At 63.3% G+C, this 22,647-nt stretch carries 19 protein-coding genes; 10 read left to right on the top strand and 9 right to left on the bottom strand.

Translation table 11 applies throughout. The annotated features are described in order from the left end of the window. The first annotated feature begins 27 nt into the window (after positions 1-27). Positions 28-1,032, top strand: coding sequence for a GTPase ObgE (obgE, locus tag ACQK2L_RS04140; protein WP_425395666.1), 1,005 nt, complete (start codon positions 28-30; stop codon positions 1,030-1,032). Positions 1,033-1,041: 9 nt separating this feature from the next. Here the strand turns inward: obgE and ACQK2L_RS04145 are convergent, their stop codons facing one another. After that, on the bottom strand, positions 1,042-2,253 hold the full coding sequence (locus ACQK2L_RS04145; protein WP_425395667.1) for a glycosyltransferase: 1,212 nt from the start codon (positions 2,251-2,253) through the stop codon (positions 1,042-1,044). Positions 2,254-2,414: 161 nt separating this feature from the next. Here ACQK2L_RS04145 and cutA point away from each other — a divergent pair, with 161 nt between their 5' ends. Beyond that, on the top strand, positions 2,415-2,738 hold the full coding sequence (gene cutA / locus ACQK2L_RS04150; protein WP_425395668.1) for a divalent-cation tolerance protein CutA: 324 nt from the start codon (positions 2,415-2,417) through the stop codon (positions 2,736-2,738). Between the two features lie 15 nt (positions 2,739-2,753). Here cutA and ACQK2L_RS04155 read toward each other — a convergent pair whose 3' ends face one another. The 3 genes from ACQK2L_RS04155 to ACQK2L_RS04165 form a co-directional block, all read right to left on the bottom strand. After that, positions 2,754-4,040: a polysaccharide biosynthesis/export family protein gene (locus ACQK2L_RS04155; RefSeq protein WP_425395669.1), complete on the bottom strand. Its 1,287-nt coding sequence runs from the start codon at positions 4,038-4,040 to the stop codon at positions 2,754-2,756. 21 nt (positions 4,041-4,061) lie between these two features. Then, positions 4,062-5,522, bottom strand: a complete 1,461-nt coding sequence (locus ACQK2L_RS04160; RefSeq protein ID WP_425395670.1) for a hypothetical protein — start codon at positions 5,520-5,522, stop codon at positions 4,062-4,064. Between the two features lie 237 nt (positions 5,523-5,759). Then, positions 5,760-6,725 carry an MBL fold metallo-hydrolase gene (locus ACQK2L_RS04165; protein ID WP_425395671.1) on the bottom strand — a complete coding sequence of 322 codons (966 nt, stop codon included), beginning with the start codon at positions 6,723-6,725 and terminating at the stop codon, positions 5,760-5,762. An 86-nt stretch (positions 6,726-6,811) separates the two neighbouring features. On the opposite strand from ACQK2L_RS04165, the gene ACQK2L_RS04170 reads away from it, so the two are divergent. Continuing rightward, a complete protein-coding gene (locus tag ACQK2L_RS04170; protein ID WP_425395672.1) occupies positions 6,812-7,648 on the top strand; it encodes an undecaprenyl-diphosphate phosphatase in 837 nt (278 codons plus the stop codon). 1 nt (position 7,649) lies between these two features. Here the strand turns inward: ACQK2L_RS04170 and ACQK2L_RS04175 are convergent, their stop codons facing one another. Continuing rightward, complete coding sequence (locus tag ACQK2L_RS04175) at positions 7,650-7,991, bottom strand: hypothetical protein (RefSeq protein ID WP_425395673.1); 342 nt, start codon at positions 7,989-7,991, stop codon at positions 7,650-7,652. Positions 7,992-8,014: 23 nt separating this feature from the next. Next, entirely contained in the window at positions 8,015-9,196 is a 1,182-nt protein-coding gene (gene larC, locus ACQK2L_RS04180) for a nickel pincer cofactor biosynthesis protein LarC (protein WP_425395674.1), read from the bottom strand. Positions 9,197-9,367: 171 nt separating this feature from the next. Here larC and ACQK2L_RS04185 point away from each other — a divergent pair, with 171 nt between their 5' ends. Continuing rightward, a complete protein-coding gene (locus ACQK2L_RS04185) occupies positions 9,368-10,363 on the top strand; it encodes a hypothetical protein (RefSeq protein ID WP_425395675.1) in 996 nt (331 codons plus the stop codon). Here ACQK2L_RS04185 and ACQK2L_RS04190 read toward each other — a convergent pair. Next, positions 10,360-12,270: a tetratricopeptide repeat protein gene (locus ACQK2L_RS04190; protein WP_425395676.1), complete on the bottom strand. Its 1,911-nt coding sequence runs from the start codon at positions 12,268-12,270 to the stop codon at positions 10,360-10,362. The two genes, ACQK2L_RS04185 and ACQK2L_RS04190, sit on opposite strands and share 4 nt — an antisense overlap. Before the next feature lie 208 nt (positions 12,271-12,478). On the opposite strand from ACQK2L_RS04190, the gene ychF reads away from it, so the two are divergent. After that, entirely contained in the window at positions 12,479-13,594 is a 1,116-nt protein-coding gene (gene ychF / locus ACQK2L_RS04195; RefSeq protein ID WP_425395677.1) for a redox-regulated ATPase YchF, read from the top strand. Between the two features lie 11 nt (positions 13,595-13,605). Here the strand turns inward: ychF and ACQK2L_RS04200 are convergent, their stop codons facing one another. Further along, positions 13,606-13,875, bottom strand: a complete 270-nt coding sequence (locus tag ACQK2L_RS04200; protein WP_425395678.1) for a putative signal transducing protein — start codon at positions 13,873-13,875, stop codon at positions 13,606-13,608. A 544-nt stretch (positions 13,876-14,419) separates the two neighbouring features. Between ACQK2L_RS04200 and ACQK2L_RS04205 the strand changes: the two genes are divergently transcribed. Continuing rightward, positions 14,420-15,805 carry a bifunctional folylpolyglutamate synthase/dihydrofolate synthase gene (locus ACQK2L_RS04205; protein ID WP_425395679.1) on the top strand — a complete coding sequence of 462 codons (1,386 nt, stop codon included), beginning with the start codon at positions 14,420-14,422 and terminating at the stop codon, positions 15,803-15,805. Positions 15,806-15,873: 68 nt separating this feature from the next. On the opposite strand, the gene ACQK2L_RS04210 is transcribed toward ACQK2L_RS04205, so the two are convergent. Beyond that, positions 15,874-18,186, bottom strand: a complete 2,313-nt coding sequence (locus tag ACQK2L_RS04210; protein ID WP_425395680.1) for an alkaline phosphatase D family protein — start codon at positions 18,184-18,186, stop codon at positions 15,874-15,876. A gap of 504 nt (positions 18,187-18,690) precedes the next feature. On the opposite strand from ACQK2L_RS04210, the gene ACQK2L_RS04215 reads away from it, so the two are divergent. The 4 genes from ACQK2L_RS04215 to ACQK2L_RS04230 all read left to right on the top strand — a co-directional run bounded on the left by ACQK2L_RS04215 (position 18,691) and on the right by ACQK2L_RS04230 (position 22,636). Continuing rightward, on the top strand, positions 18,691-18,912 hold the full coding sequence (locus tag ACQK2L_RS04215; protein WP_425395681.1) for an addiction module protein: 222 nt from the start codon (positions 18,691-18,693) through the stop codon (positions 18,910-18,912). Next, positions 18,905-19,213, top strand: a complete 309-nt coding sequence (locus ACQK2L_RS04220) for a type II toxin-antitoxin system RelE/ParE family toxin (RefSeq protein WP_425395682.1) — start codon at positions 18,905-18,907, stop codon at positions 19,211-19,213. The genes ACQK2L_RS04215 and ACQK2L_RS04220 overlap by 8 nt, the downstream gene beginning before the upstream one ends. A gap of 85 nt (positions 19,214-19,298) precedes the next feature. Further along, entirely contained in the window at positions 19,299-19,697 is a 399-nt protein-coding gene (locus tag ACQK2L_RS04225; protein WP_425395683.1) for a BlaI/MecI/CopY family transcriptional regulator, read from the top strand. Then, positions 19,694-22,636 carry a M56 family metallopeptidase gene (locus tag ACQK2L_RS04230; protein ID WP_425395684.1) on the top strand — a complete coding sequence of 981 codons (2,943 nt, stop codon included), beginning with the start codon at positions 19,694-19,696 and terminating at the stop codon, positions 22,634-22,636. Before ACQK2L_RS04225 ends, ACQK2L_RS04230 begins: the two co-directional genes overlap by 4 nt. The last annotated feature ends 11 nt before the right edge of the window (positions 22,637-22,647 follow it).

Genomic DNA, 22,647 nt, shown 5'->3' on the forward strand with positions numbered 1-22,647 from the left:
GTTTTTTGCCTCTGCGGAAAGCTCACCATGTTCGTCGATCGCGTGGAAGTCGAACTACAAGCCGGCAAAGGTGGCGACGGCTGCGTCAGCTTCCGGCGAGAGAAGTTCGTCCCGCGCGGCGGACCCGACGGCGGCGATGGCGGCAACGGCGGCAGCATTGTCGTGGTGGCCGAAGCGGGAGTCGACAGCCTGGCGGCGCTCGCGCATCGCAAACACTGGCGCGCCCGCAGCGGCGTGCCCGGCGGTGGCAGCAATCGGCACGGAGCAAACGCCGAAGACCTGGTGATCCGCGTGCCACCCGGCACCTTGGTTCGCGATTCGAAGCACGATCTGGTGCTGCGCGACCTGCAGCAGGAGGGCGACTCGGTAGTCGCCGCCCGCGGCGGCACTGGCGGCAAAGGCAACGCCCGATTCAAGAGTTCCACCAACCAGGCGCCGCGGGAGTTCACTCCCGGCGACGAGGGAGAGCACCGCCATGTGGTGTTCGAGCTGAAGCTGATTGCCGACGTCGGCTTGTTGGGCAAGCCGAACGCGGGCAAGAGCACGCTCTTGAGTCGCGTGTCGAGGGCGCGTCCCGAGATCGCCAACTACCCGTTCACTACAAAGAAGCCCAACTTGGGCATCGTGCAGGTCGACCTGGATACCGAGTTCGTGATGGCCGACATTCCGGGCCTGATCGAGGGCGCCCACAGCGGCGCAGGGCTGGGGCTCGAGTTCCTGCGACACGTCGAACGAACCCGCGTGCTGGTGCATTTGGTAGAACCGATGCCGATGGATCAAAGCGATCCGCTGGCCAACTACCACGCCATCCGCGGCGAACTCGAGGAGTACTCGCAGGACCTGGCGCAGCGGCCGGAGATCGTCGCCGTCTCCAAATCGGAACTACCGGGCGCGGCGGAAGTGGCCGAGCAGCTGGCCGCCGACACCGGTCAGGAGGTGTTTCTGTTCTCTTCGGTGACCGGCGACGGGCTCAACCGACTGCTGCGACGCACCTACCAATTATTGACGCAGTCGCGCGAAGAGGACTCGTAGGCCCCGTGACTAGTCGTGCGAGTACTCTTCGAGTAGTTCGCGATAAACGGCCGCCATTCCGCGAGCCATGGTGACATCCGAAAAGTGGTCTCGATGGCGAACTTTTGCGCAGGCGGCCAGTTCTGCGAGGTCGACTTCTCCGGTACAGCACTCGCAGATGGCGTCAGCCAATTGGCTCACGCTACCCGGTTCGACCAGGATGCCACTTGTGCGATGCTCAATGGCCGTACTCGAACCTTCCACGTTCGAGGCGATGACCGGCACGCCGGCCGCCATGGCTTCCAGCACCACCATTGGCAGCCCCTCGCCAAACAAACTCGGCAGCACCATTGCGTCGAGCTTCGCCAGTTCGCCCGACACGTCGCTGGTAAAGCCGGTGAACTCCACGCGGTCGGCGAGCGATAGCTTTTCCACCAGATCGCGAATCTGTTGCTCGTACTCAGGCGTTTCAAAACCACCGATGGCTCGCAGCTTTACGTCGTGGCCGTTGGAGACGGCCGCGGCGAGTGCTTCGAGCAGAACCTCGGTTCCCTTGCGCGGGCGGAACAGCGCTACCATGCCGAGCACCAGAGCACCGTCGCCCTGCGAAGCGGCGTGGCTCGCGTCGCTGGCCGGCACACCATTGGGTATGCACACCAATCTCGACTGCAGCACACCGCGCTCGAGCATGTAGGGCTGAAGCGACGGAGCGACCACGATCACTCGCGACGCGGTTCGCAAACAGAACCGCTCGACCATGCCATTGATGCGAACCTGCCAGGCTCTCTTCGAATCGAGCGACACGGGACTATGCACGTGGTACACCCACGGCAGGCCAAGCGATCGCGCGGTGATGGCCGTGACCAGCGCCGATCGGGGCGTGTGGGCGTGGAGGATCTGGTAGCCGTGCCGGCGGACCAGTTGCTTCAATTGGCCCACGGCTCGGTAGTCGATCCGCGAACGCATGGGCACCGTTTCCAGTCGCACTGTCGATCGGCGGTACTGGCCGAACCTGTCGGCTTTCACCGCCGCGAAGTCGACCTCGAACCCTTCGTCCGGCAGCCGCATAGCGAGCAAGTCCTGCACCCGCTCGGCGCCGGAATAGTGCTCGCCGTTGATCACGTGCAGCACGCGGGCGGTGACCAGCGGGCGGATCGGTAGCAGGACCGGCGAAAGTTCGTCGGTGGGCGACGCATTCGCTTCAGGCGGGAACAACTGGATGGTTGGGGGTGGTCCGGACATGGTGCGAGACTGATAGGAGGAGCGGGCGAAGGCTATTTACAAGCCTACGCCGCCGGTGCGGCGAGCCCTGCTGTGGTCGTCGACTCGTATCGCAAAGCACTCCAAGTGAGCCGGTTTTTCGGTACAATCGATGCGACCCGTCACCACAGCCGCTTTTGCCCATGCACCAGCACGTCCTCATCACCACCACCACCGGCGACCACTCCGTAGCCGAACGAATAGCGGCCGACCTGGTCGACCGCCGCCTGGTGGCCTGTGCGCAGATTGGCGGGCCGATTCGCAGCGTCTATCGCTGGCAAGGCAAGGTGGAGTTCACCGAGGAGATCGTGCTGCAGTTGAAGACTACTGCTGAACAGGTCGCAGCGGTCAAACAATCGATCGCCGACCTGCATCCGTACGACGTGCCGGAGATCATCGTCACGCCGATCGTCGACGGCAGCGCAGAGTACCTGAAGTGGATCGACGAGCAGACACGGCCCGCGTAGCGATCGGCCGCACGACTACTGCTGCGAGATGATCGTACTGACCGTTGCGAATCCCTGTCCCCACAGCACTTCTAGCGGCACCGCTGCGTAGAGGCCGCGGGTGAAGACTTGCTCGACCACTTCGTCGGCCATCTGGATGGGGTTCTTCGGCACCAGCACGATGTCGGAATCGTTCAGCCAGATCTCGTCGGCCGGCACGGGACGGCGGGCGTACAGTGCGCCGCGGAGGTCGACCATCGTGGCCATCAGTCGCCAGTCGTCGGCGCGGCGGAACACTACCACTTGCCGTAGATTCGCGCCCACCCGCCAGCCGCCCGCCTGCGCGATAGCCTGCATGGTGGTGGTGGGGCCGGTGAGTTCGAACTGCCCCGGCGTTTGCACCTGGCCCAGCACGTAGACGAACCGCTGCGCCCGCTGGGTGAGGTCGGGGGTGATGCGCACGCCTGGGATGGTGGCTGCGTAGCGCGCGTCGACTTCCATCTTGGCTTCGGTGAGCGAAAGTCCCTGCACATACACGCTGTCGATACCCGGCAGATTGATGCGGCCCGATGGCGTGACGGTCACCTGCAACTGCCGACCGCCCAGGTTGCCGCCGCGCGCGTCGACCGTCTCCATCAGGTCTTCCAAGCGGGTGTCGATGCGAATCGCGGTCACCGTGATCGCCGGCACGCGGTAGTACTTCTTGTACAGCTCTTCGAGATCGTCGCGGAGCGTCGGAATCGAACGCCCCGCCGCGTGCACTTGCCCCAACAGCGGCAGCGTGATCGTGCCGTCGGGCTGCACGATCACCTGGCGGCTCAAGTCGTCGGTGGCGGTCGTCGTGTCGTCGGTTCCGTCCGAGGGAGCACCTCCGCCGGCGGTCAGCGACTCGACGCGGATCGTGTCGCCCACCTCCAGCTTGTACGGCTGGTCGAGCACTTCCCGCGTTCGCAGGTAGTAGATCGCCATCTGGTCGCCCACGCGCAGCCGGTACTCCGGCACGTGCGGTAGCCGGGCGTGGCCGACGTATTCGCCTTGGGCGTACGTCTGCCAATTGCCACAACTGCGCGAGTCCCAACCCACCTCCGCGCAGCTTCCGCCCGTGGCGCTGTCGACCGACCAAATCGAATGCGGCGCGGCAGGCCCCAACGCCTGGCACAGCGTGATCTCGCCCTGTACGCAGGGCTCGGTTGCTGTGCAGATCGGTTGATCGTCGTCCGATTCGACCTGGGGCGTTTCGGAATTCGCAGTGTGAATGCCCAGCACGACCGCTATGCAGGCAGCTGTGGCAAGGATCCAGCGATAGTTGTTGGGGCGTGTCATACCGATTTTCGGAGGGGGAACTTACCACCACATGGGGTGTGTGGGCGACTGCGATGTGGGGCGTGCCGCCGTGGCGGGTGGAGCTGCGGTGGGTGGAGTTTGGTGGGTGGGCTGCACGGGGCGCGAGGCCACCGCGGCCGCGCTGTCTCCCGCGCCGCGGCGGGCGAATTCGTCGGGCGACACCCAAGTGATGCCGCGCTCGGCCGACAACTGGCCGTGGGCGATTTCTAATTGAGCAATCTGCTCGGCGCGGGCGCGGTGCGATTCGGCCTGCTGCGGCCGATCGAGTTTCGCCATGACGTACGACAGGTTGCGGTGCGTCACGCTCGAGTCGGCCAACTGACTTGCCCGCTCGAGCATGCCAACTGCCTGCTCGTAGCGCCCTGCCCGAGCGAGCAGCACGCCGGCTTCGTTGGCCGCCAAGTGATTTCCCGCGTGCGCGCCCACCGCGCTGCGATACATGGTCAGGCTCTTACGCACCGCTTGAGGTTGCTGATCGCGTTGGGAAAGCTGGCTGTAGATCTTGCCGAGCCCGAACAGCATCATCGATCCCGCCTGCTCGCCTTCGACCGCCAGGGCCAGTTTTTGCTGAGCGTACAAGTGGTACATGGCCACCGCCTCGTGCGGCAGCGTCCACTCCGCCTGCTCGTGCAGCATAGGTGTTTGATGGCCGGCGGCGATCTTCTGGGGTGTGGTCGTGGTGGTGTCGCGGAGCAGAAACTCGTCGGCCTCTTCAATCGCCCGCAAGCCAGCGGCCAGTGCGCGGGTGTGACGGCTGGTCATCTGCGAGGCGTCCTTGGCCTGAGCCAACTCGAGCAACAACTGCTCGAACCGCGCCCGCGCGGCGTGCAGCGCTCCGTGGCGCGCCAGCGTGTAGGTCTGTTGCACGCGCGGTCGGAATTGCTTGCTCAGTTCGTTTTCCGCGGGAAAGTATGCCAGCAGGTCGTCCACCGAAGTCTCGGCGACGATCTGGGCGTCTTCGTCAAACTCCGCCGCTTCGAATCCACGACTCGGAGTCACCGCGACCACTGCCGCCGGGCGGGGCTCCGTCAGCTTGATGGTGGTGGGCGGTGCGTCCGCTTGTAGAAGCTGCTGCTCGGCAGGTTCCGGCTGTGGTTCGACCACCACAGGGAGCGGCTCGAAACTCTCACCTTGATCGCCGGCGAGGTCTTCCGGCGGGATCGGAGGGAGCAGTTCCAGCAGCGGAGCGGCCTCCACCGCAGGCGTCGCTGGCTCCACTGGCGGAGGAAGCCGGTGCGGGCGCGACGGTGCGATGACCGTATGGCGGACGCTCGTGGTGGGAATTGGCTGGAGCTGCTCGGCCGCGCGTGGATGCTCAGCGGCTGGCGGCTTCTCCGGCCGTTGCGAGGCCTGCTCGTCCGCACTGGGAAGGCATTGAATGCCAAGGGCCACGCACGCGGTGACGAGCAGAACTGCCGCGGCGGGACCGATCGGGTTGTGCCTTGGACGCGATGTGGGCATGGGGAGTTCTGTCTCGGGGGCGACCATCTGGCAGCGCGTATTGGCGGGCGGACACACGATGTGCCGCTCCGTACTGCTAGAAGTCGACCCGCCCGCAGCATGCAAACCAGCAAAAGCCGTCTAATCGGTCCCCCGAGCGCCATGCCTCGCCCGCACTGCCGGTACAACCCCAACCCATCAGCGAGAAGTCGCGAATCGCCACCCGCGCAGCTTGCCCAGCCCGCAAGGTGACTGCTATCAGGCAAACAGCCGTCGCTGGCGATCGGGCACCAGCGGCACCGCGTCGAAACCTGCTTCGCGCAGGTGTTGGTCGAATCCCGGCGGACCGTGCGTTGTGTAGATCCGTCGGGGCTCGACCCGGCGGGCCACTTCGAGCAGCTCGTCGAAGTCGGCATGGTCCGAGAGTGGCAGCGCCACGTCGACTCCCAAGCGATGCTGCGTCGAGGGATGAATCGCCCAGCCGGTCACGCCGATCGAAACCACCGAGCCAAGGCCCGCCAGGCGGAAGCCTTTCATCGAGCGGGGCAACGTCACTACCACGTGCTCGGCCGGAGGGTGACCGCTGTACGTGGCGTAGTTGCCCAAGCTTGCGCCCTGCGTTTCGTACACCTGGCTGATCGCAGCGATATCGCGGTGCTGTAACACGGCCAATCCATGCCGGGCGAGAATGGCCGTGACTTCTTGCGACTTGCCCAAGGCGTAGGCGTGCACCACTGGCGTTTTTCCCTCGGCAAATGCCGTGTGGATTACTTCGAGCAACTGCTCGATCACCACCTCGCGGGGCGGCATGCGGTAGCGGGGCGAGCCAAACGTGGTTTCCATGACGAGTACGTCGGCCGTGGGCAACTCGGCGGCTTCGGCTGTGAGCGACTCGCCGAGCTTGAAGTCGCCGGTGTACAGCAACCGCTCCTGTCCGTCGTCGGCCAGCAGCATGGCCGAACCTAAGCAGTGTCCGGCCGGATAGGTGGTGAGTTCGACACTGCCCAATTCCAGCGGCTTGCGGTACGGCATCTCGCGCACCGCCAGCTTCGGGCCTAAGCGGTGGCGATACAGGGCCGCGGTGGCCGGCGTCGCGTACGCCCATTCGTGGCGTGCCATGTGGTCGGCGTGGGCGTGCGAAACGAAACCTCGCTGCTGGCGCCGCCGAACGTCCACACCCAGCCCGGCCCGCGTGATTTTCAGCCCATTGTCGTAGTGAAACATCGATCGCCCGCCATGCCCTGATTCGGTGTGGCATGCTATCCTACCACAGCGTCCCCGTGTTTGCTCCCGTTTGGAATACTGCCGTTATGGGCCTGGTCGAAGTCATCATTCTCGCCATAGTGCAGGGTCTCACCGAGTTCCTGCCGGTCAGCTCGTCGGGGCATTTGGTGGTGGCCAACGCGCTATTGACGCAGCTCGGCTACCCGCCGGCCAAGGACCTGGTGGAGGTGAACATCGTTCTGCATCTGGGCACGCTGCTGGCCGTGCTAGTGCATTACCGACGCGAGATCATTCGCATGCTCACCCGCGATCGCCAGGTGGCAGCGTACGTGGTGGTTGGCACCATCCCAGCGGCCATCGTCGGCGTGTTCTTGAAGAAGGTGCTCGACGACCACGTGACCGCGGGCGTGCTCGAGAACGTGCTGGTGGCCGGCTGCATGTTCCCGGTGACCGCCGTGCTGTTGGTATTCGCCATGCGGCGCAAGCCGGGCGACGACGACTACACGCAGCTTGGCTTCGGCAAGTCGATGCTCATCGGCATCGCGCAGGCGTTTGCACTCCTGCCGGGCATTTCGCGAAGCGGCTCGACGATCGCTGCGGGCATTGCGTGCGGACTGAAACGCGAAGAGGCCGCCACGTTCGCTTTCCTGCTCGCCATTCCGGCCATCGCCGGAGCGGGCGTGTTGGAAGGGCTCGACGTGCTGGATGCCGGCAGTAGCACCCCGATGGGCGTGCTGGCGGTGGGATTTGTGATCTCGTTCCTGGTCGGTTGGGCGGCGCTGGTGCTGCTGATTCGCTTCGTGCGTCAAGGCACGCTGAGCGTGTTCGCCTGGTACCTGGTGCCGCTGGGCATCGTTGTGGTGGCGTGGCAGTTGTGGCAGATGTTCGGCGCCGCGAGTACTACCGCAGCGCTTGGCGGCTAGCTCACGCGTTCTGCGTTTCGCCCACCAGTTCTTCCAGCCGCGCGATTTGCTGCTCGCTTTGGGCGATCAAGTCGCGGAGGATCATGATCTTGGTGTCGAGCTGGCCATTCACGTCGCGGCTCATTTGCTCGAGCTGCACCTTCTGCTTTTCGATCACTGCCATCGAGTCGTGCTTCGCACCATCCCATTCTGTCTTTGGGCGCGGTTGGGCGTCGATCGGGCGGCTGTCGTACGCCTTGCGACGGCGGCCAAGCTGCCGATAGGTCCGACGCAGCAGGATGGACGTGAGCAGCGCGATGCCCAACAGGAACATCAATACGGGAACGAACTGATCGCCAAACATTGCCTAAGTCCTTTCGTGCAAGTTCAATCCTTGCTCTGGGCCGCATACGCGGTCGCAGCCGCTGCGTATACGTCGGCCAGCTTCGCACCGCTCTGCTCCGCTGCCTGGCGGCAGCTCTCATATTCGGCGGAGAATCGCTCCGCGCCGTCCGGCAGTTGGGCCACCATGCCCTGGATCGTGCCCAGCGGGGTCTCTAGTTCTATCTGTCGGCGGGGGAGGATGCGTCGCTCTACCAATTGCCGCCGCAGGCCTAATGTGGTGGTTTCGCGGAATACGATCGACTCCAGCACATCGGCCTTGTCTTGCGGGCATTGCACTGCCAGCAGAACGCCGGGACGGTTTTTCTTCATTTGCAGTGGCGTGAGCGATACGTCCACCGCGCCCGCCTGCCAAAGTGCATCGACACAGTGGCCAATCTGCTCGCCGGGCGTGTCGTCGAGGTTGGTCTCCAACAGCACGATCTTGTCGGTCTCCACGCCGGTAGCCGCGCCGGCGGTCTCACCGACCAGCAGCCTCAGCACGTTGGCGTGATCAAAATCCTTCTGCCCTGCCCCCAGCCCGATGGTCTCGATGGTCATCGCCGGCACGGGGCCGAACTCGCTGGTGAGCGTGGTGACGATCGCCGCGCCGGTCGGTGTGGTCAGCTCGCCCTCGGGAGCAAAGTCGGCCAACGGAACACCCGCGAGCAACTCCGCGGTGGCCGGCGCGGGGATCGCGCAGCGGCCGTGGGCGATCTCGATGAACCCCGTGCCGGTGGGAATCGGCGAGGCCACCACGCGGTCGACACCCAGCAGGTCCCAACCAATCGCCGCGCCGACGATGTCGGCAATCGAGTCGACCGCGCCCACTTCGTGAAAATGCACCTTCTCGATGGTGCTGCCGTGCACTTTGGCTTCGGCCTTGGCGAGTCGCAGGAAGATGTCGCCGGCGAGCTGCTTTTGCCGATCGGTGAGCGTGCTGCGGTCGATCATCTCGGTGATGTGGTGCAGATGGCGATGGGCGTGCTCGGGTTCGTGCTCCACGACGATCTGCGTGGCGCGGAAGCCCTTCTTCTTCACTTCGCTGGCCACCAAGCGGCAACTCGGCAGCCCCAAGCTGTCGATGCCTGCTTGCAGCGTGGCCAGATCGACGCCGGCGTCGACCAGGGCTCCGAGGGTCATGTCGCCGCTGATTCCGCTGGCGCAGTCGAGGTAGGCAATTCGCATGTTGTGTCTGCTAGCAGAGGGAATGGGATTCGTCTGGCGGTCGATTGTACCCGCACGAGGGCTTTCGCGTCGACGTTGACTCGTCGTCGCAGTTTACCTAATGTTGTCGCGCCCAAGATTGTCGCTCCATGTCGGAGCGACGTGCCACGGGCCGTTCGGAGTTGTTCGTCGATGACCGCCCTCGCCACTTCGCCCCGCCCCGCCCGCTACTTGCCGCCGCGGATCCCCGATCGGCTGAAGTTGCTGTACGTCACCACTTTGCACCGCAGCAGCACCTGGTTGTCCGAAGCGTTCGCCACCGACAACGCCACGCGGGTGATCCTGAAGGAAACGGTCGGCGTCACCGCAGGCCTGGCGCTGCTCCGGGACGAAGCGTTCGACGCGGTCGTTGTGTTTCACGAGCCCGGCGTGCTCGACGCGCTCGACTTCGTCGAGGCGCTTCGCACCGGCGGGCACGAGGAGCCGATCATCGTGCTGGGCGTCGAGCCGCCGCAGTCGTTCGAGGTGCTGGCCTACGAAGTCGGCGCCGACGCGTACTGCTCGATGAAGCAAACCACCACGCGATGCCTGCTGTGGGAATTCGCCCGGGCGATCCGGCGGTACGAACTGGTGCGGGAAAACCGGCGGATGGTCGAAGCCGAGCGGCAACGCCTGGCCGCTGAACACGCCGAAGCCGAGCGGCTGCTTCAGGAACAACGCACGTTACTCACCGAGCTGGAAGCGGTCGACTCCGGCGAGATGGACCACTCGGAGGGCATCGCCGGTTCGCTGGCCGAGACGACATCCAGCGCGCCGCGGACCGCGCTCCCGGCTGCACTGGTTAGCCACTACCGCGATCTGCTGCAGACCTATGTGGTGATGGGTTCTGGCAACCTGAGCGACGAAATGGAGCGCCTGACCGAGGTGCTGATCGACGCCGGCGTGTCGGCTCACCAAGTGATCGCGCTGCACGTCGAGGTGCTCGAAGGCATGATCCACGGGCTCGGCCGCCGCAGCGCGCGGCACGTGATGAACCGCGCGGACCTGCTGGTGCTGGAAGTCACCATGCACCTGGCCGAGGGCTACCAGCAACGCTACGAGTCCCGCCGCGCATCCGAGCAACAGATGCTGCTGCCGGGCTTCGACGAGGCAGATGTTTACGCTCCGCCGCGCGACGAATCGCCTTAGAAGTCGATGCTTCTTCGCGGTGCGGGTGTGCTGCCGGAGGGTTTTTCGAGTTCGCGGTGGTCGTCCTTCGGTGCGGGCTCTTCCTCGGCGCCTTCGCGTTCGCCGGCGTCTTTCTCCTGTTTCTCGCGAACCGTTTCGCCCCGCTTGTAGTGCTCCAGTTCGTCTTCGAGCTGGGCGTGGTCCTCGGAGTCGTCCAGTTCGATGGCCTTCTGCGACCACTCTTTGGCTTTCTCGAAGTCGCCCGTCTCGGCGTACGAAGCGGCCAAGGTACTGAGGATGTGGGCGGCCTGGTATTCGGTTAGTTCGCAAGCCTTGGTGGCCAGCTCGATCGCCCGTTTGCCGTCGCGCACGTCGTCGTTAGGGCTGGTGGCGAGCGTCCAGGCGAGGTTGTTCAACACGCCCGAATCGTCCGGCGTGATTTCCAGCGCTTTTTCGTAGTCGGCCACCGCTTCGATGTGCTGGCCGATGTTCAGGTACGAGTCTCCCCGGTAGCGGTACAGGATCGCGTCGTCCGACTTCTTCTCGATCGCGCGATCGAGCGCGGCGATCGCGCGACGGGGCATTTCCAGTTGCAGTGCATACAGCGCGATCTGCAGGTCGAGTTCCACTCGCGGGGCGGCCGCGGCCAGTTCCTCGAGCTGTCCCAACGCCTGCTTCATCTGGCCCATTTCTTCATAGGCCCGAGCCTTCAGCAGGATGGCCGGTGCGAAACCGGGACGCATTTCGAGCACCTTCTCGGCGTCGGCCAAACCGGCCTCGGGCTGGTCGTCTCGCAGGTAGAAGTCGGCTCGCAGCAGGTAGCCCAGTTCGTTCGACTCGGCGCGGTCGATGGCCTTGGTGGCCTCGTCGATGGCCTGTTCCATGTTGCCGAGCTTGCCGTACATCTCGCCCCGCTGCAGGTAGGGCATCGGCGCGTCGGGATTGATCTCGCCGGCGCGGTCAAACGCCCGGAAGGCCGCTTCGGTTTTGCCTTGCTCACGCAGCACCAGGCCCCGCAGCTCGTGCGAAGTGTAGTCGTCGTTGTTAATTTCAATTGCCTTGTCCACGTCGGCCAGCGATTCGTCGAGCTTTCGCGTGGCGAAGTAGTGCCGGGCTCGCAGCAGGCGATAGGCGATGTTCTCGGGATCCGCTTCGATGGCACCACCAAAGTCGGCCAATCGATCGTCCAGCTCTTTCTGTAACGTCGCGCGACGGGCGTAGGCTTCGGCCCTCAACTTGGCCTCGGCGTCTTCGGCGTCGATCACGTTGGTGTAGGCCGCCGTGGCCGCTTTCGCGTCGCCACCCGGCATTTGGTGTAGTCGACCGATCAGCACCCAGGCGGTGATTTCCGTGGGGTCGAGCTTCACCGCATTCGACAGATCCGACAGCGCGATCATCCGCAATTGTCCCCACCGCGGATCCTGCTGCGCGGCGCCAGCATGCGACTGGTCCAACAGCACCGCGGCCAGCCCCTGTCCGCGCTCCATCAACGTCGACGCCAGCATCTGTTTGGCGAATGCTTCGTTCTCTTCGTCGAGTCCCTTCTTCATGGCCGAGGCCAGCAGCTGGATCACGTCGTTAATCTGCTTGCCATCTTCGGCGGTGAGCTTGAGCTGCGTGGCCTTGTCCAAATCGGCCTGCCCGGGGCTCGGCTCGGGCTCTTCGTCATCTTCCTCTTCCTTCGGCTCTTCGCTCTCCTCCGAGTCCTTGTCTTCTTTCATCTCCTCCGACGGTTTGGCCTCTTCGGCGGGCTTGTCGTCTTCGGCCGCTGGTTCTTCTACGGCGGGCGGGTCGACCACGGGCGGTTCGGGCATCTCGACCTTGGGGGCGTCCTCGGCGGTCGATTCGGGACCGTCGGCCGCGGTCGCCGGCACGAAGCTCACGAGCGAGAACACCAGCAGCAAATGCAGAATTCGAAGGCGAGACATCACCGGATACTCCAGTTCTGGGGCTCGAGTTTTAGGCTCGGAGGGAGGGCACGAATCGGGGAAGGACTATTCATTATGGCCACTCGTGTGGGTGCTGGCTATCCGCATTCGCGGCCACACTGACAAGCGGTGAGGCAAACCGATATACTGCGACTTTTTGCTCGCCGCCCCGTGCGGACCCGCCACCCACCCGAGAGGATTCCCCGCTATGGAGGCAGGCATCGTAGGCCTTCCGAACGTCGGTAAAAGCACGCTGTTCAACGCGCTCACGGCTGCCGGCATTGCTAGCGAGAACTATCCGTTCTGCACCATCGAACCGAACGTCGGCGCGGTGCCGGTGCCCGATGCGCGGCTGGCCACGATTCAGAAGTACATCCAGACACAGAAAGTCATCCCCGCGGTGCTGCAGTTGGTGGACATTGCCGGCATTGTGCGCGGAGCGAGCGAGGGCGAGGGTCTGGGCAACAAGTTCCTTTCGCACATCCGCAACGTCGACGCCATCGTGCACGTCGTGCGATGCTTCGAGGACGACGACATCACGCACGTCGATGGCTCGGTCGACCCCATCCGCGACATCGAGACCATCGACACCGAGCTGATGCTGGCCGATCTGGAGTCGGTCGACAACTCGCTCGACAAAGCCCGCCGCACCGCCCGATCGGGCGACAAAGACGCCAAGCGGCGCGTCGAGCTGCTCGAGATGTGCAAAACCGTACTGGCCGACGGCAAACCGGTCCGTTCGCTGAACCCCGAAGATCCCGCGCTCCGCAAGGAGGAAGATCCCGCGCTCCGCAAGGAGATCGCCGGGCTGCAACTTTTGACCAGCAAACGCGTGCTGTACGTGGCGAATATCGAAGAGGACGACCTCGAGGGCACCGGACCGCACGTCCAGCGAGTGCGGGAGCGGGCGGCCGAGGAAGGGGGCGAGGTGGTTCCGGTTTGCGCGCGGTTGGAAGCCGAACTGGCCGAGCTGGACGAAGCGGACCGGCAGGAGATGCTCGAAAGCGTGGGCCTCGAGGAGCCCGCGCTCGCCGTGCTTGCCCGGGCGGCATACAAGCTGCTGGGCCTGCAAAGCTACTTCACCGCCGGCGAGAAGGAGATCCGCGCCTGGACGATTCCCATCGGCGCCACTGCACCACAATCGGCGGGCGTGATTCACACCGACTTCGAGCGAGGGTTCATCCGCGCCGAAGTGTACGCGGTCGACGAACTGGTGCAGTACGAAAGCGAAAAGGCCATCCGCGATGCCGGCAAGCTCCGCGTCGAAGGCAAAGAATACGTCATGCAGGACGGCGACGTGTGCCACTTCCTGTTCAACGTCTAGTGCGATTCGCCTCAGTCTTCCGGCTCGCCGACATCCACTTGCGACCAGTCGACATCGGTGCCGTGCTCTTCGATCAACTGAATGAGCGTGAGCGCCCGCGGCAGGTCGTGGTTGGCGACCAGCACTTCCACTTCGCCCATCGCCTCGGGGATCATCGTGGCCGAATTGGCATTGCCGGTCACCGCTTTGATGCCAGCCCGCTCCAGCGCGGCGACAATGGGGGCGGCCTCCATCACGGAGTGGGCGGAAGTAACACGGGATAGATCGTCGGACTCGGACACGGCCTGTCGCTCCTGAACTTGAGAGAAGAACAACACTCGCAGCTACTTCTATCGTACCTGCAACTCCCGCCGACACCAAGTTCCGTGCGGTGCTGAAGTGCGGATTTGGCTCGTAGCGAAGGGGTGGTGGGGATCGATCCGATTTAGCCACGGATGAACACGGATGAAAGGCGGATAGGGGTCTAACGCCAAGTTCTAGAACTACTCCGAAGGAGCGAAACTTGGCAGCCCAGCGTGGGCCCTGCGTTTCTTCGCGAACAAACGGCGAGCCAATCGCCGTCCCGAATATTGAGGGCCAACCCCGAAGCGGTCGAGGAGCAACCTTCCCACTCGCCGGAGCGAGACAGTGACCGCCATCAGCCCGCGGATGGAATTCGGAGTTTCCGTGTTTCATCAGTGTTAATCCGTGGCTGAGCCCTCCGCCTGCAATTCGGACTAGCGCCGAAGTACTGGATCCTTGGCACAACCGCCCCGCTGGCCAACTCTCTATCAACCTGCGATGCTGAACTAACCCCCGATGCACCACCCGCGGAGTAGTCCCAGCATGAAACTCGTCGGACCCGACCACGCGACGACAGGCGAGCCGCGGCGCGACGCGGCGGCCGAGTGGCTGTTGGGCCGGATCAACTACGAGCGCACGCAGGTCGTCCCCTACGGCGAGCGGCAGCTCAAGCTCGACCGCATGCGGCAGTTCGTCACCGCGCTCGGTAGTCCCGACACCGCGGCTCCCATCGTTCACATCGCTGGCACCAAGGGCAAAGGTTCCACCGCGGCCATGGTGGCCGCCATGCTCACCGCGGCCGGCTACCGCACGGGAGTGTTCAGCTCGCCGCACCTCGAGCGACTCGAGGAGCGGTTCGCCATCGATGGCATCGCGGCCACTGGCGAGCAACTGGCCGAGCTGGTCGACACGGTCCGCCCCGTGGTCGACGAGTTCGATCGCCGCGCCGCCGAAGCGGGGGAGGACGGGCTGACGTTCTTCGACATCACCACGGCCATCGCCTTGGTGCACTTCGCCCAGCAACAGTGCGCTGCCATGGTGTTGGAAGTAGGCCTCGGCGGGCGACTCGACTCGACCAATGTCTGCTTGCCGGCGGTGAGCGTGATCACCAGCATCAGCTTCGACCACACCAAACAACTTGGCAACACGCTGGCCAGCATCGCCGGCGAGAAGGCCGGCATCATCAAGCCAGGCGTACCGGTCGTCTCGGGCGTGGTACCCACCGAGCCGCGCAACGTGATCGCCCGGGTGGCCTTGAACCACGGCTGCCGACTGATCGAGTTGGGCCAGGAGTTTGAGTATCGTTACCATCCTTCCAAAAAGGGCGACTCGCTCGACTATCTGGTCGCCGGCGAACCTCCGCTCCACAACGTCGGGCTCGCGCTCACCGGCGAGCACCAGGCGGCCAACGCGGCGGTGTCGCTGGCGGTGATCGACGAGCTCGTGCACCAAGGCTGGCAAGTGCCGGAGACTGCCCGCCGCGATGCGCTCCGCACAGTCCGCGTGCCCGGCCGCGTGGAACTGGTGCCCGGCGAGCCGGTCACCGTAATCGACACCGCGCACAATGCTGCGAGCGCCGCCGCCCTGTCCGCCACGCTCGCCGCGCGGTGCGAGGTGCCACGCACGCTGGTGGTCTCGTGCAGCAAGGACAAGGACTTCGCCGCGATCGCCGAGTCGCTGGTTCCCGTGTTCGAGCGGGTGATCATCACCGAGTACCAAACCAACCCCCGCGTGGTGCCGGCCGAGGAGCTTGCCGAAGTGTTCCGCACCGTTTCGCCCAACGTGGCCATCGAAGTGGTTACGAATCCGCTGGCAGCTTGGAGTCGTGCGAAGGAGATCACTCCCACCGCTGGGCTCATCTGCATCACGGGTTCGTTCTTCTTAGCCGCGGAGTTGCGACCTGCGGTGCTGGGGGAAAGCCATTCGTAGCTGGATTCGCAAGAATTCAGAGCACAATCATTACGTCTGAATTCTTGCGAATCCAGCTACGATCAAGTCTATGAGATCACGTTCTCACCTCCGTTCTCGCGTTGGTGAATCACCACCGGCCAGCCAGGGAATTGGTTCTCTGTGTTGCCATCGGTAGCGTCGATGAGGAATCGGAACGACTCGCACTTGTAGGTCTTGGCCGCCGTGTCGATCGTCACCAGACCGAAGCCGCTTCCTTTCTGATGGGCCTGCTCGTAGCGGTTGCGCTTGCGGCCTACTTCGGGATTACCGACCGCGTACACGTACGCCATGTTGCCAAACGCGTCGACGTACTCGCCGGTGTTCGCCAAGCCGTGCTGAGGGCGGTTCTCGTGTGGCATGTCCACGTCGTCGGGCCGCCACCAGCGGGGGTAGCCGACCGCAATGGCTGGCGTGCAGAACGACCACGGACTGTCGCGCTGCTCGTCGACTCCGTACTGCACCATGGTCGTCAGGTGCTGGTCGCCATTGATGTGCAGTGGCATGCCGGGCCGCATCAATTCGATCGCGCGGTTGCGGGCCGAGTGGGGCCAGCCGCCGCAGTCGAGGTCGCCATGCAAGAATCCGCCGAAGCTGCCATGGTGCGTCGCCACGCCGGCAAACACGGTCTGGCTGAGCACGACTTTGAGCTTGTGCCCGTCCCAGCTGTTGGCCCACTGGTCGAGGAACTCCTCCTGCCGCTCGCCCAAGAGCACCAGCTCTGGCCCGTCGAGTTGCTTGGGATCGATCGTGGCGCTGGTGATGTGATCGGCGCGGCCCGGGCCGGTGTCGACCCGCGTCGGCGCGCTCTTCCACTGGCGGTCGGCCAGGATGGCGAAGCTCACGTCGCCGTACACCAAACGGGTGTAGTACACGCTGATGTCCTGCTGGCAGGGTTTTGGATCGCAGGGATCCGGGTGGTGGCTCGCGCAGGTGCGATGCACCACGTTCACCATCCGCGCTGGCTGGGCGTAGCCGCCGGTGTCGCTGGCGCTCCCTTGGCCCATCGGCGCGCCGCCTTCGCCCCAGATGTTGCCTTGGAACACGTCGTGGTCGTCGGGAATCACCACGGTCGGCCGGTCGCGCATCACTTCGCCGAACGCCCAACCGAACTGGTAGTACTTCCGCAGGTAGTTCAAGATCGCCCGATCGGCCGGCCGGCGGACGATGCCGTAGCCGCCGTGGTTTTCGTACAGCTGATCGCCCGAGAAATACAGCATGTCGGGGTCGAGCTTCGCCAGGTTCTCCGCCACCGGAGCGTAAGGAAACGCGTAGTCGTTCTGGCACGTCAGCGCGCCGAGTCGCAGCGGCCGACCGGAGGGATTTGCGCGAATCGTGCCGGTGCGGGTGAGAATCGTTTGTGAGTTATCGGTATGCTTCTCGCGATACGACAGCTTGTACGGCGTGTCCTGCGATGCGTCCCAGTTAGCTACCTTGAACGTGGCGGTCCAAGCGTCGGTATCGAGATTGGTCGTATAGTCGACCCACTCGCCCTGCTGCTCGCACGACAGCTCTACCGTGTGATTGTCCTTCTCGCCCAAAGGTCCCGTGAGCGCAGTGAACTTCAGGATGAACCCTTCGTTGCTGCACGAATCGTCCAGCGTATACATCGACCACAACAGCGGCCCGAACTGGTGCTCAGGTGAGACGGTGAATGCGTCTCCAATGGCTCCCCAGTCCTCGAAGCGATAGAGCGAACCTTGCTTCGGCCCGGTCGAGCCGTCGAAGTTCGACACCACCGCCACGTTGCCCAAGAGTTTATTGGCTGCCACGGTGCGCTCGACGCTGCCGACTTGGTTGTCGTCAGGGTCCAAAGCGGTAAGCGTGAGTTTGTACGAACTGCCGGCGGGTGCGCCCAAGAGGTTGAGCTTCAGATCCGAGGTGTCGGTGCCTTTGGCCAGCTTGCTCTTCGACTGACCAATCACTAGCTCGTCGCCCACCACGCCGCACGCGATGCCATTCTTCGCGAACGCGTTGCTCTTGTACTCGTTGATATCGCTACGGATGCCAACGCGAAACCCCGCGCCCGATGGTCTGGTTCCCGCATCGAGTTCTTTCACGCGGACCGTCATCAGGAGCTTGCCACTGGGGTTGGTGAACTGATGCGTCAACAAATGCACGTTGCGATCGCCGCCGCGGTGGGTGCACTCGATGCCACCTTGCTTGACGCGCCAGTCCTCCATCGGATTGGCCCAGTAGGCCGCACCCAGCCACACGCGATCGTGCGTCTTACCCCAGGTGCAATGTCCGCTGGCCGGCGCGGCTTGATCCTCCGCCCTTGTCACGCCCGCGGAGCCCACACTGGAGGTGGCCGCCACGGAGCCGAGTACCTTAAGCGCCGAACGTCTGGAAAACGAAGTCATCGATTAGTCCTCAAAGGTGGATCCTCGCCCGCGGGTTGCGAGCCTTGGTGCTAGTACATCGATTTTATCACCAGCCAGCGGATTTTTCGGCACACGTTCCCGTGGGCCCAAAACTGTGGTTTTGCCCCAACACTCGATCCATTGGCCCAAAACCCCAAACGTTTTGGTCCACATCGTTTTCAAAAACTCCTTGCTTTATCGAGTAAACCAATCGGGGGGTGCGACAAAACCCCACGCGTTGTTCCCCGCATGTTCTTCGGTGGGGCAAAACGATAGTCGCGATTCGCTCCGCGAATCAGCGCACGTAGCTACGCTCGCCCAGAGCGTGGACGCCCCACCAAGAACGCATGCAGGGCGTCGTCGGTCAGGCCTCCACCGTCTGGCAACGGTCGCTACGAAGCGGTTGTTTCATGGCTCTATTCTGGGGCACTCCCATTGTCGCATATGGGTGTAAGATTCCAATATTGGTTGCCATTAAGAATTAGGGCGGGGTATAATTTGGGTATGAGCATTTCACTCGACCAACTGCTGAGCTTACCTGCAGCCGAAAAGCTGGCCATCGTCGAAGCACTGTGGGACAACCTGAGCGAATCGGGGGAACCGCTCGTGCTAAGTCCTGAACAATCTGCTGAAATCGGGCGACGTGCAACGGAGATGACCGCTGATCCCACGATCGGCATTTCTCGTGAGGAGATGTGGAAGCGGGTCGACGCTCACAATGGATGAACGACTCCGCTTGCATCCCTTGGTCGCCGACGATTTGCAGGCTGCCACCGTTTGGTACGACAACATTTCTGTCGAACTTGGCAATCGTTTCCGAAACGCCATCAATGCCGTGCTAGACGACATCGTTCGCCGTCCATCACTCTATGGGACCGCGATGGATCGCTATCGCTTCGCACGCGTAAGACGCTTCCCATACGTCGTTCTGTTTGAAGAGCACACGGATGGCTGGATTCATGTCTATGGTGTGCTGCATGGATCTTCCGATCCGCAAAAGTGGCTCAGCCGCAAGGCTCCAGAGTAGGAGATCTTCCCCAAAAAACTCCTCTTGCCAATTACGACATTTGTCGTAATACTGCCCGTCGTCAGTCAATCAGGAGGACCGTGTGATGGCGAAGAAGCGTGGGAAGGTGCCTCGGCTGCCCGAGGGGGAGATCGAGATTCTCGAGATGCTATGGCGCGAGTCGGCGGTCACCATTCAGCAGGCACAGACAGCACTGGGCCAGCCGATTGGTTACACCACCGTGCAGACACGGCTCAACCGGTTGGTTGAAAAAGGCCTGGCGAAGAAGTCCAAGACGCGGCCCGCGCACTACTCCGCCGCCGTGACGCCTGAAGAGGTTCGCGAGCGCGACCTCGAAACGCTCGTCGAACGCGTCAGCAGCGGGCGGGTTGTACCGCTGGTGGCGCATCTCATCAATCGGCGGGACATCTCGCCTGAGGAGATCGCCGAACTGAAAACGCTGATCGAACAGGCGGAGCGCAAAACGAAAGGAGGCAAACGATGAACGGCTCCTTCGAAACCATCACCATGGCCCTGCTGCGAACCACGCTGGTCACCAGCGTCGCGGCAACCGCGGCCGTGTCGCTGTTGTGGATGCTGCGAATCCGCAGCGCGAAAACGCACCGCCTGGTGTGGCTGCTGGTGATCGCGCAGGGGTGGCTGTTGTGGCCGTACACCTGGCGGATGGAGGTAGAACCGGTCGAGGCGATCGTCGTCATCGACGAGTCGCCCGCAGAGATCGCGACTTCGCCTCCCCTGTTCCAAGCGAAAGCGCTGCCTGGTTCCAGGCCGTATCCGACCATCGACTGGGCGGTGATTGGCCTGAGTTCGGCCTTCGCCCTGTGGGTGACTGGCGCAGTGGTGTTGGTGCTCGTCGGCCTGGCGCGTTACGCGCGGCTGTTTGTAAGTGGCCGGCCGGGTGAGATGGTCACCAACGCCGAGTGGCTTTCGGAGTGGAACGAGGTCCGCCGCGAGAGCAAAGCCAAATCGCGCACCGAGCTGCGCACCACGCGGAACACGGGCCCCTTGGTGTGCTGGATTCCGTGGGTGCTATTAGTGCTGGTGCCAAAGTCGCTGTGGGTGAACCTGGCTCGCGGCGAGCGGCTAGCCATCTTGCGGCATGAGCTGGCTCACTGCGAGCGGGGCGACTTGTGGAAGAACCTCGTCGTGCGGCTGTTGGCCTTGCCACAGTGGTTCAACCCGCTGGTGTGGATGGCGGTGCGGCGGTTCGAGGAAGCCGGCGAGTGGGCCTGCGACGAACAGGTCGCTAAAAGCTCCGGCGGCAACGCCACCGACCACTCGGCAACCGAGTATGCCCGCGTGTTGCTGAGCGTGGCCGACTACACAACTCACATTCCCTGTGGCGCCGCCGGCATGGCCAGCGGCGTGCTATCCAGACGCGTTAAACGACTGCTTCATGTACCAAACAAGGAGGTTCGGGAGATGAGAGGTTTTATTCTTCCAGTGCTGTTCGTTGTAGTGGGACTGTTTCAAGCGGTGCGTATCGAGCGGGTGCAGGCCGACGAGCCGGTTGCGCCGCCGGCCGTTACTCCTACACCGTCTGAAGCGACGCACGAGACGATCAGAAATGAGTGGACAAAACAACCGCTGCCGCCGTACGTGATCGAGCCGCCAGACATTCTGTTGATCGATGCGACAAAGCTGGTCCCCAAGATGCCGCACAAGATCGAACCGTTCGATGGCCTGTTGATCCGCGCCGAGGGCGTCGACGAGAACCACCCCATCCAGAACGCCTACTTTGTGGACCCCGACGGCGACATCGACCTGGGACCAAACTATGGCAAGGTTCACATGGCCGGGATCGGGCTCGACAAGGCGGATGAAGTGGTCCGTGAGCACCTTGCGGAGAAGCACCCCAAGGCAAAAATGTCGGTGTCGCTCGCAACCGCTGGCGGAGCCCAGCAGGTTATCGGCGAGCACCTTGTCGGTCCCGATGGCCGCGTGAACCTGGGCAGTTATGGATCGGTGTATGTCACCGGCATGACGCTGCCCGAGGCGAAGCGAGCCTTGGAGAAGCACCTATCGAAGCATCTCGAGGACCCCGAGGTGATCGTAGATGTCTTCTCCTACAACAGTAAGAAGTACTACATCATTACCAAGGGCGAAGGGTTCGGCGACAACATCGTCACCGCGCCGATCACCGGCAACGACACGGTGCTCGACGCTATCGCGGCGATTGGAGGTTTGCGCAATTCTTCGACTGCGAAGATCTTCATTGCGCGGCCAGCACCCCAAGGCGGTGCAGAACAGATCTTGCCTGTCGAATACGACGCGATCACGAGAGGCAAGAGTAGTGCAACCAACTATCAACTCCTTCCCGGCGATCGGCTATTCATTGAGTACCCAGAACCATCGAAGCCCGCCGCCCCAGAGGAAGCAAGCCCACAGCCGGATCCCACGGATCGGTACTCGCAGCCCGCTCCGCCGGAGGAAGTGAAGGAGAAGCCTGTTTCCGTAGAAGAGGCAGACCTTCCGAGCTACTACGCCTATGAACGGCCAGCGGCGAAGACAGAAACGGATGGCGCCGACACTTCCATTCACAAGGCATACATTCTCGTTTGGAGAACTCCCACGCGCCGCATCCAGCTAGCCAGCGCCCTTACGGGGCCTACCACCGTGATGGATGTTCTGTCGCCATATCGCGAGCTTGAAGTCGACACCAAAGTCTGGATCGAGCGGTCTCGTGAGAATGTTGAAGAGAAAGTCGTCAAATCAGTCGACTGGAATGCCATCGCTGGCGGGAACAACGAAACCAACTACCCCATCAGGCCGGGCGATCGGGTGTGCATCGAGTTTGCGGTGGATCCGGGCAGGACACCCATAGGATTTCCGGAGCCGCAGGAAGAAGTGGAGGAGAAGGCAATTCCCAAGCTGCGGCGAACTCCTGGGGGGCTTTTCAAGCCCCTGAAGAATGCGAACTCGGCCCCACCCGAGGTGGCTCCTACCCCCCAACTGCGGCCTCGACCCACGGCCGAAGGCGACCAGCGGATCACCAAGGCGCGCATCCGCCTGGTGACCGATCCGAAGCAGAACCTTCGCAGTGTCGAGGGGCTCGATAAAGGCATCTCAATTACCGGCGAGTCGCAGCTACTGGAAGGCCTGCTGAGCGTGCTCGCCAAGAACGGTTTGTCCGAGGTGCTTGAGTCGCCAAGGATCCAGGCGGTCAACGGGCAGGTGGCGACGTTCCGCGTGGATAGCGATCAGACGGATCCCCCTCGCAGGATCGAATTGGAACTATTGAACTGGCATAGTGGCAAGCAAGTCGTATTTGAAGCACGTGCGAGCGTGAGACTTGGCGAACACAAGCGAGAGATCGACACCGCATTCGCCCTGACCAAAGGCCAGGCGTTCTTGATGCGTATCGCCAAAGGCGAAAAGGCCTCGGACTCCGAAGATCTGTACCTGCTGGTCTGCCGCGAATAGCTGAAGTAGGT

The sequence above is a fragment of the Aeoliella sp. genome (assembly GCF_965227375.1).
Lineage (GTDB): Bacteria > Planctomycetota > Planctomycetia > Pirellulales > Lacipirellulaceae > Aeoliella.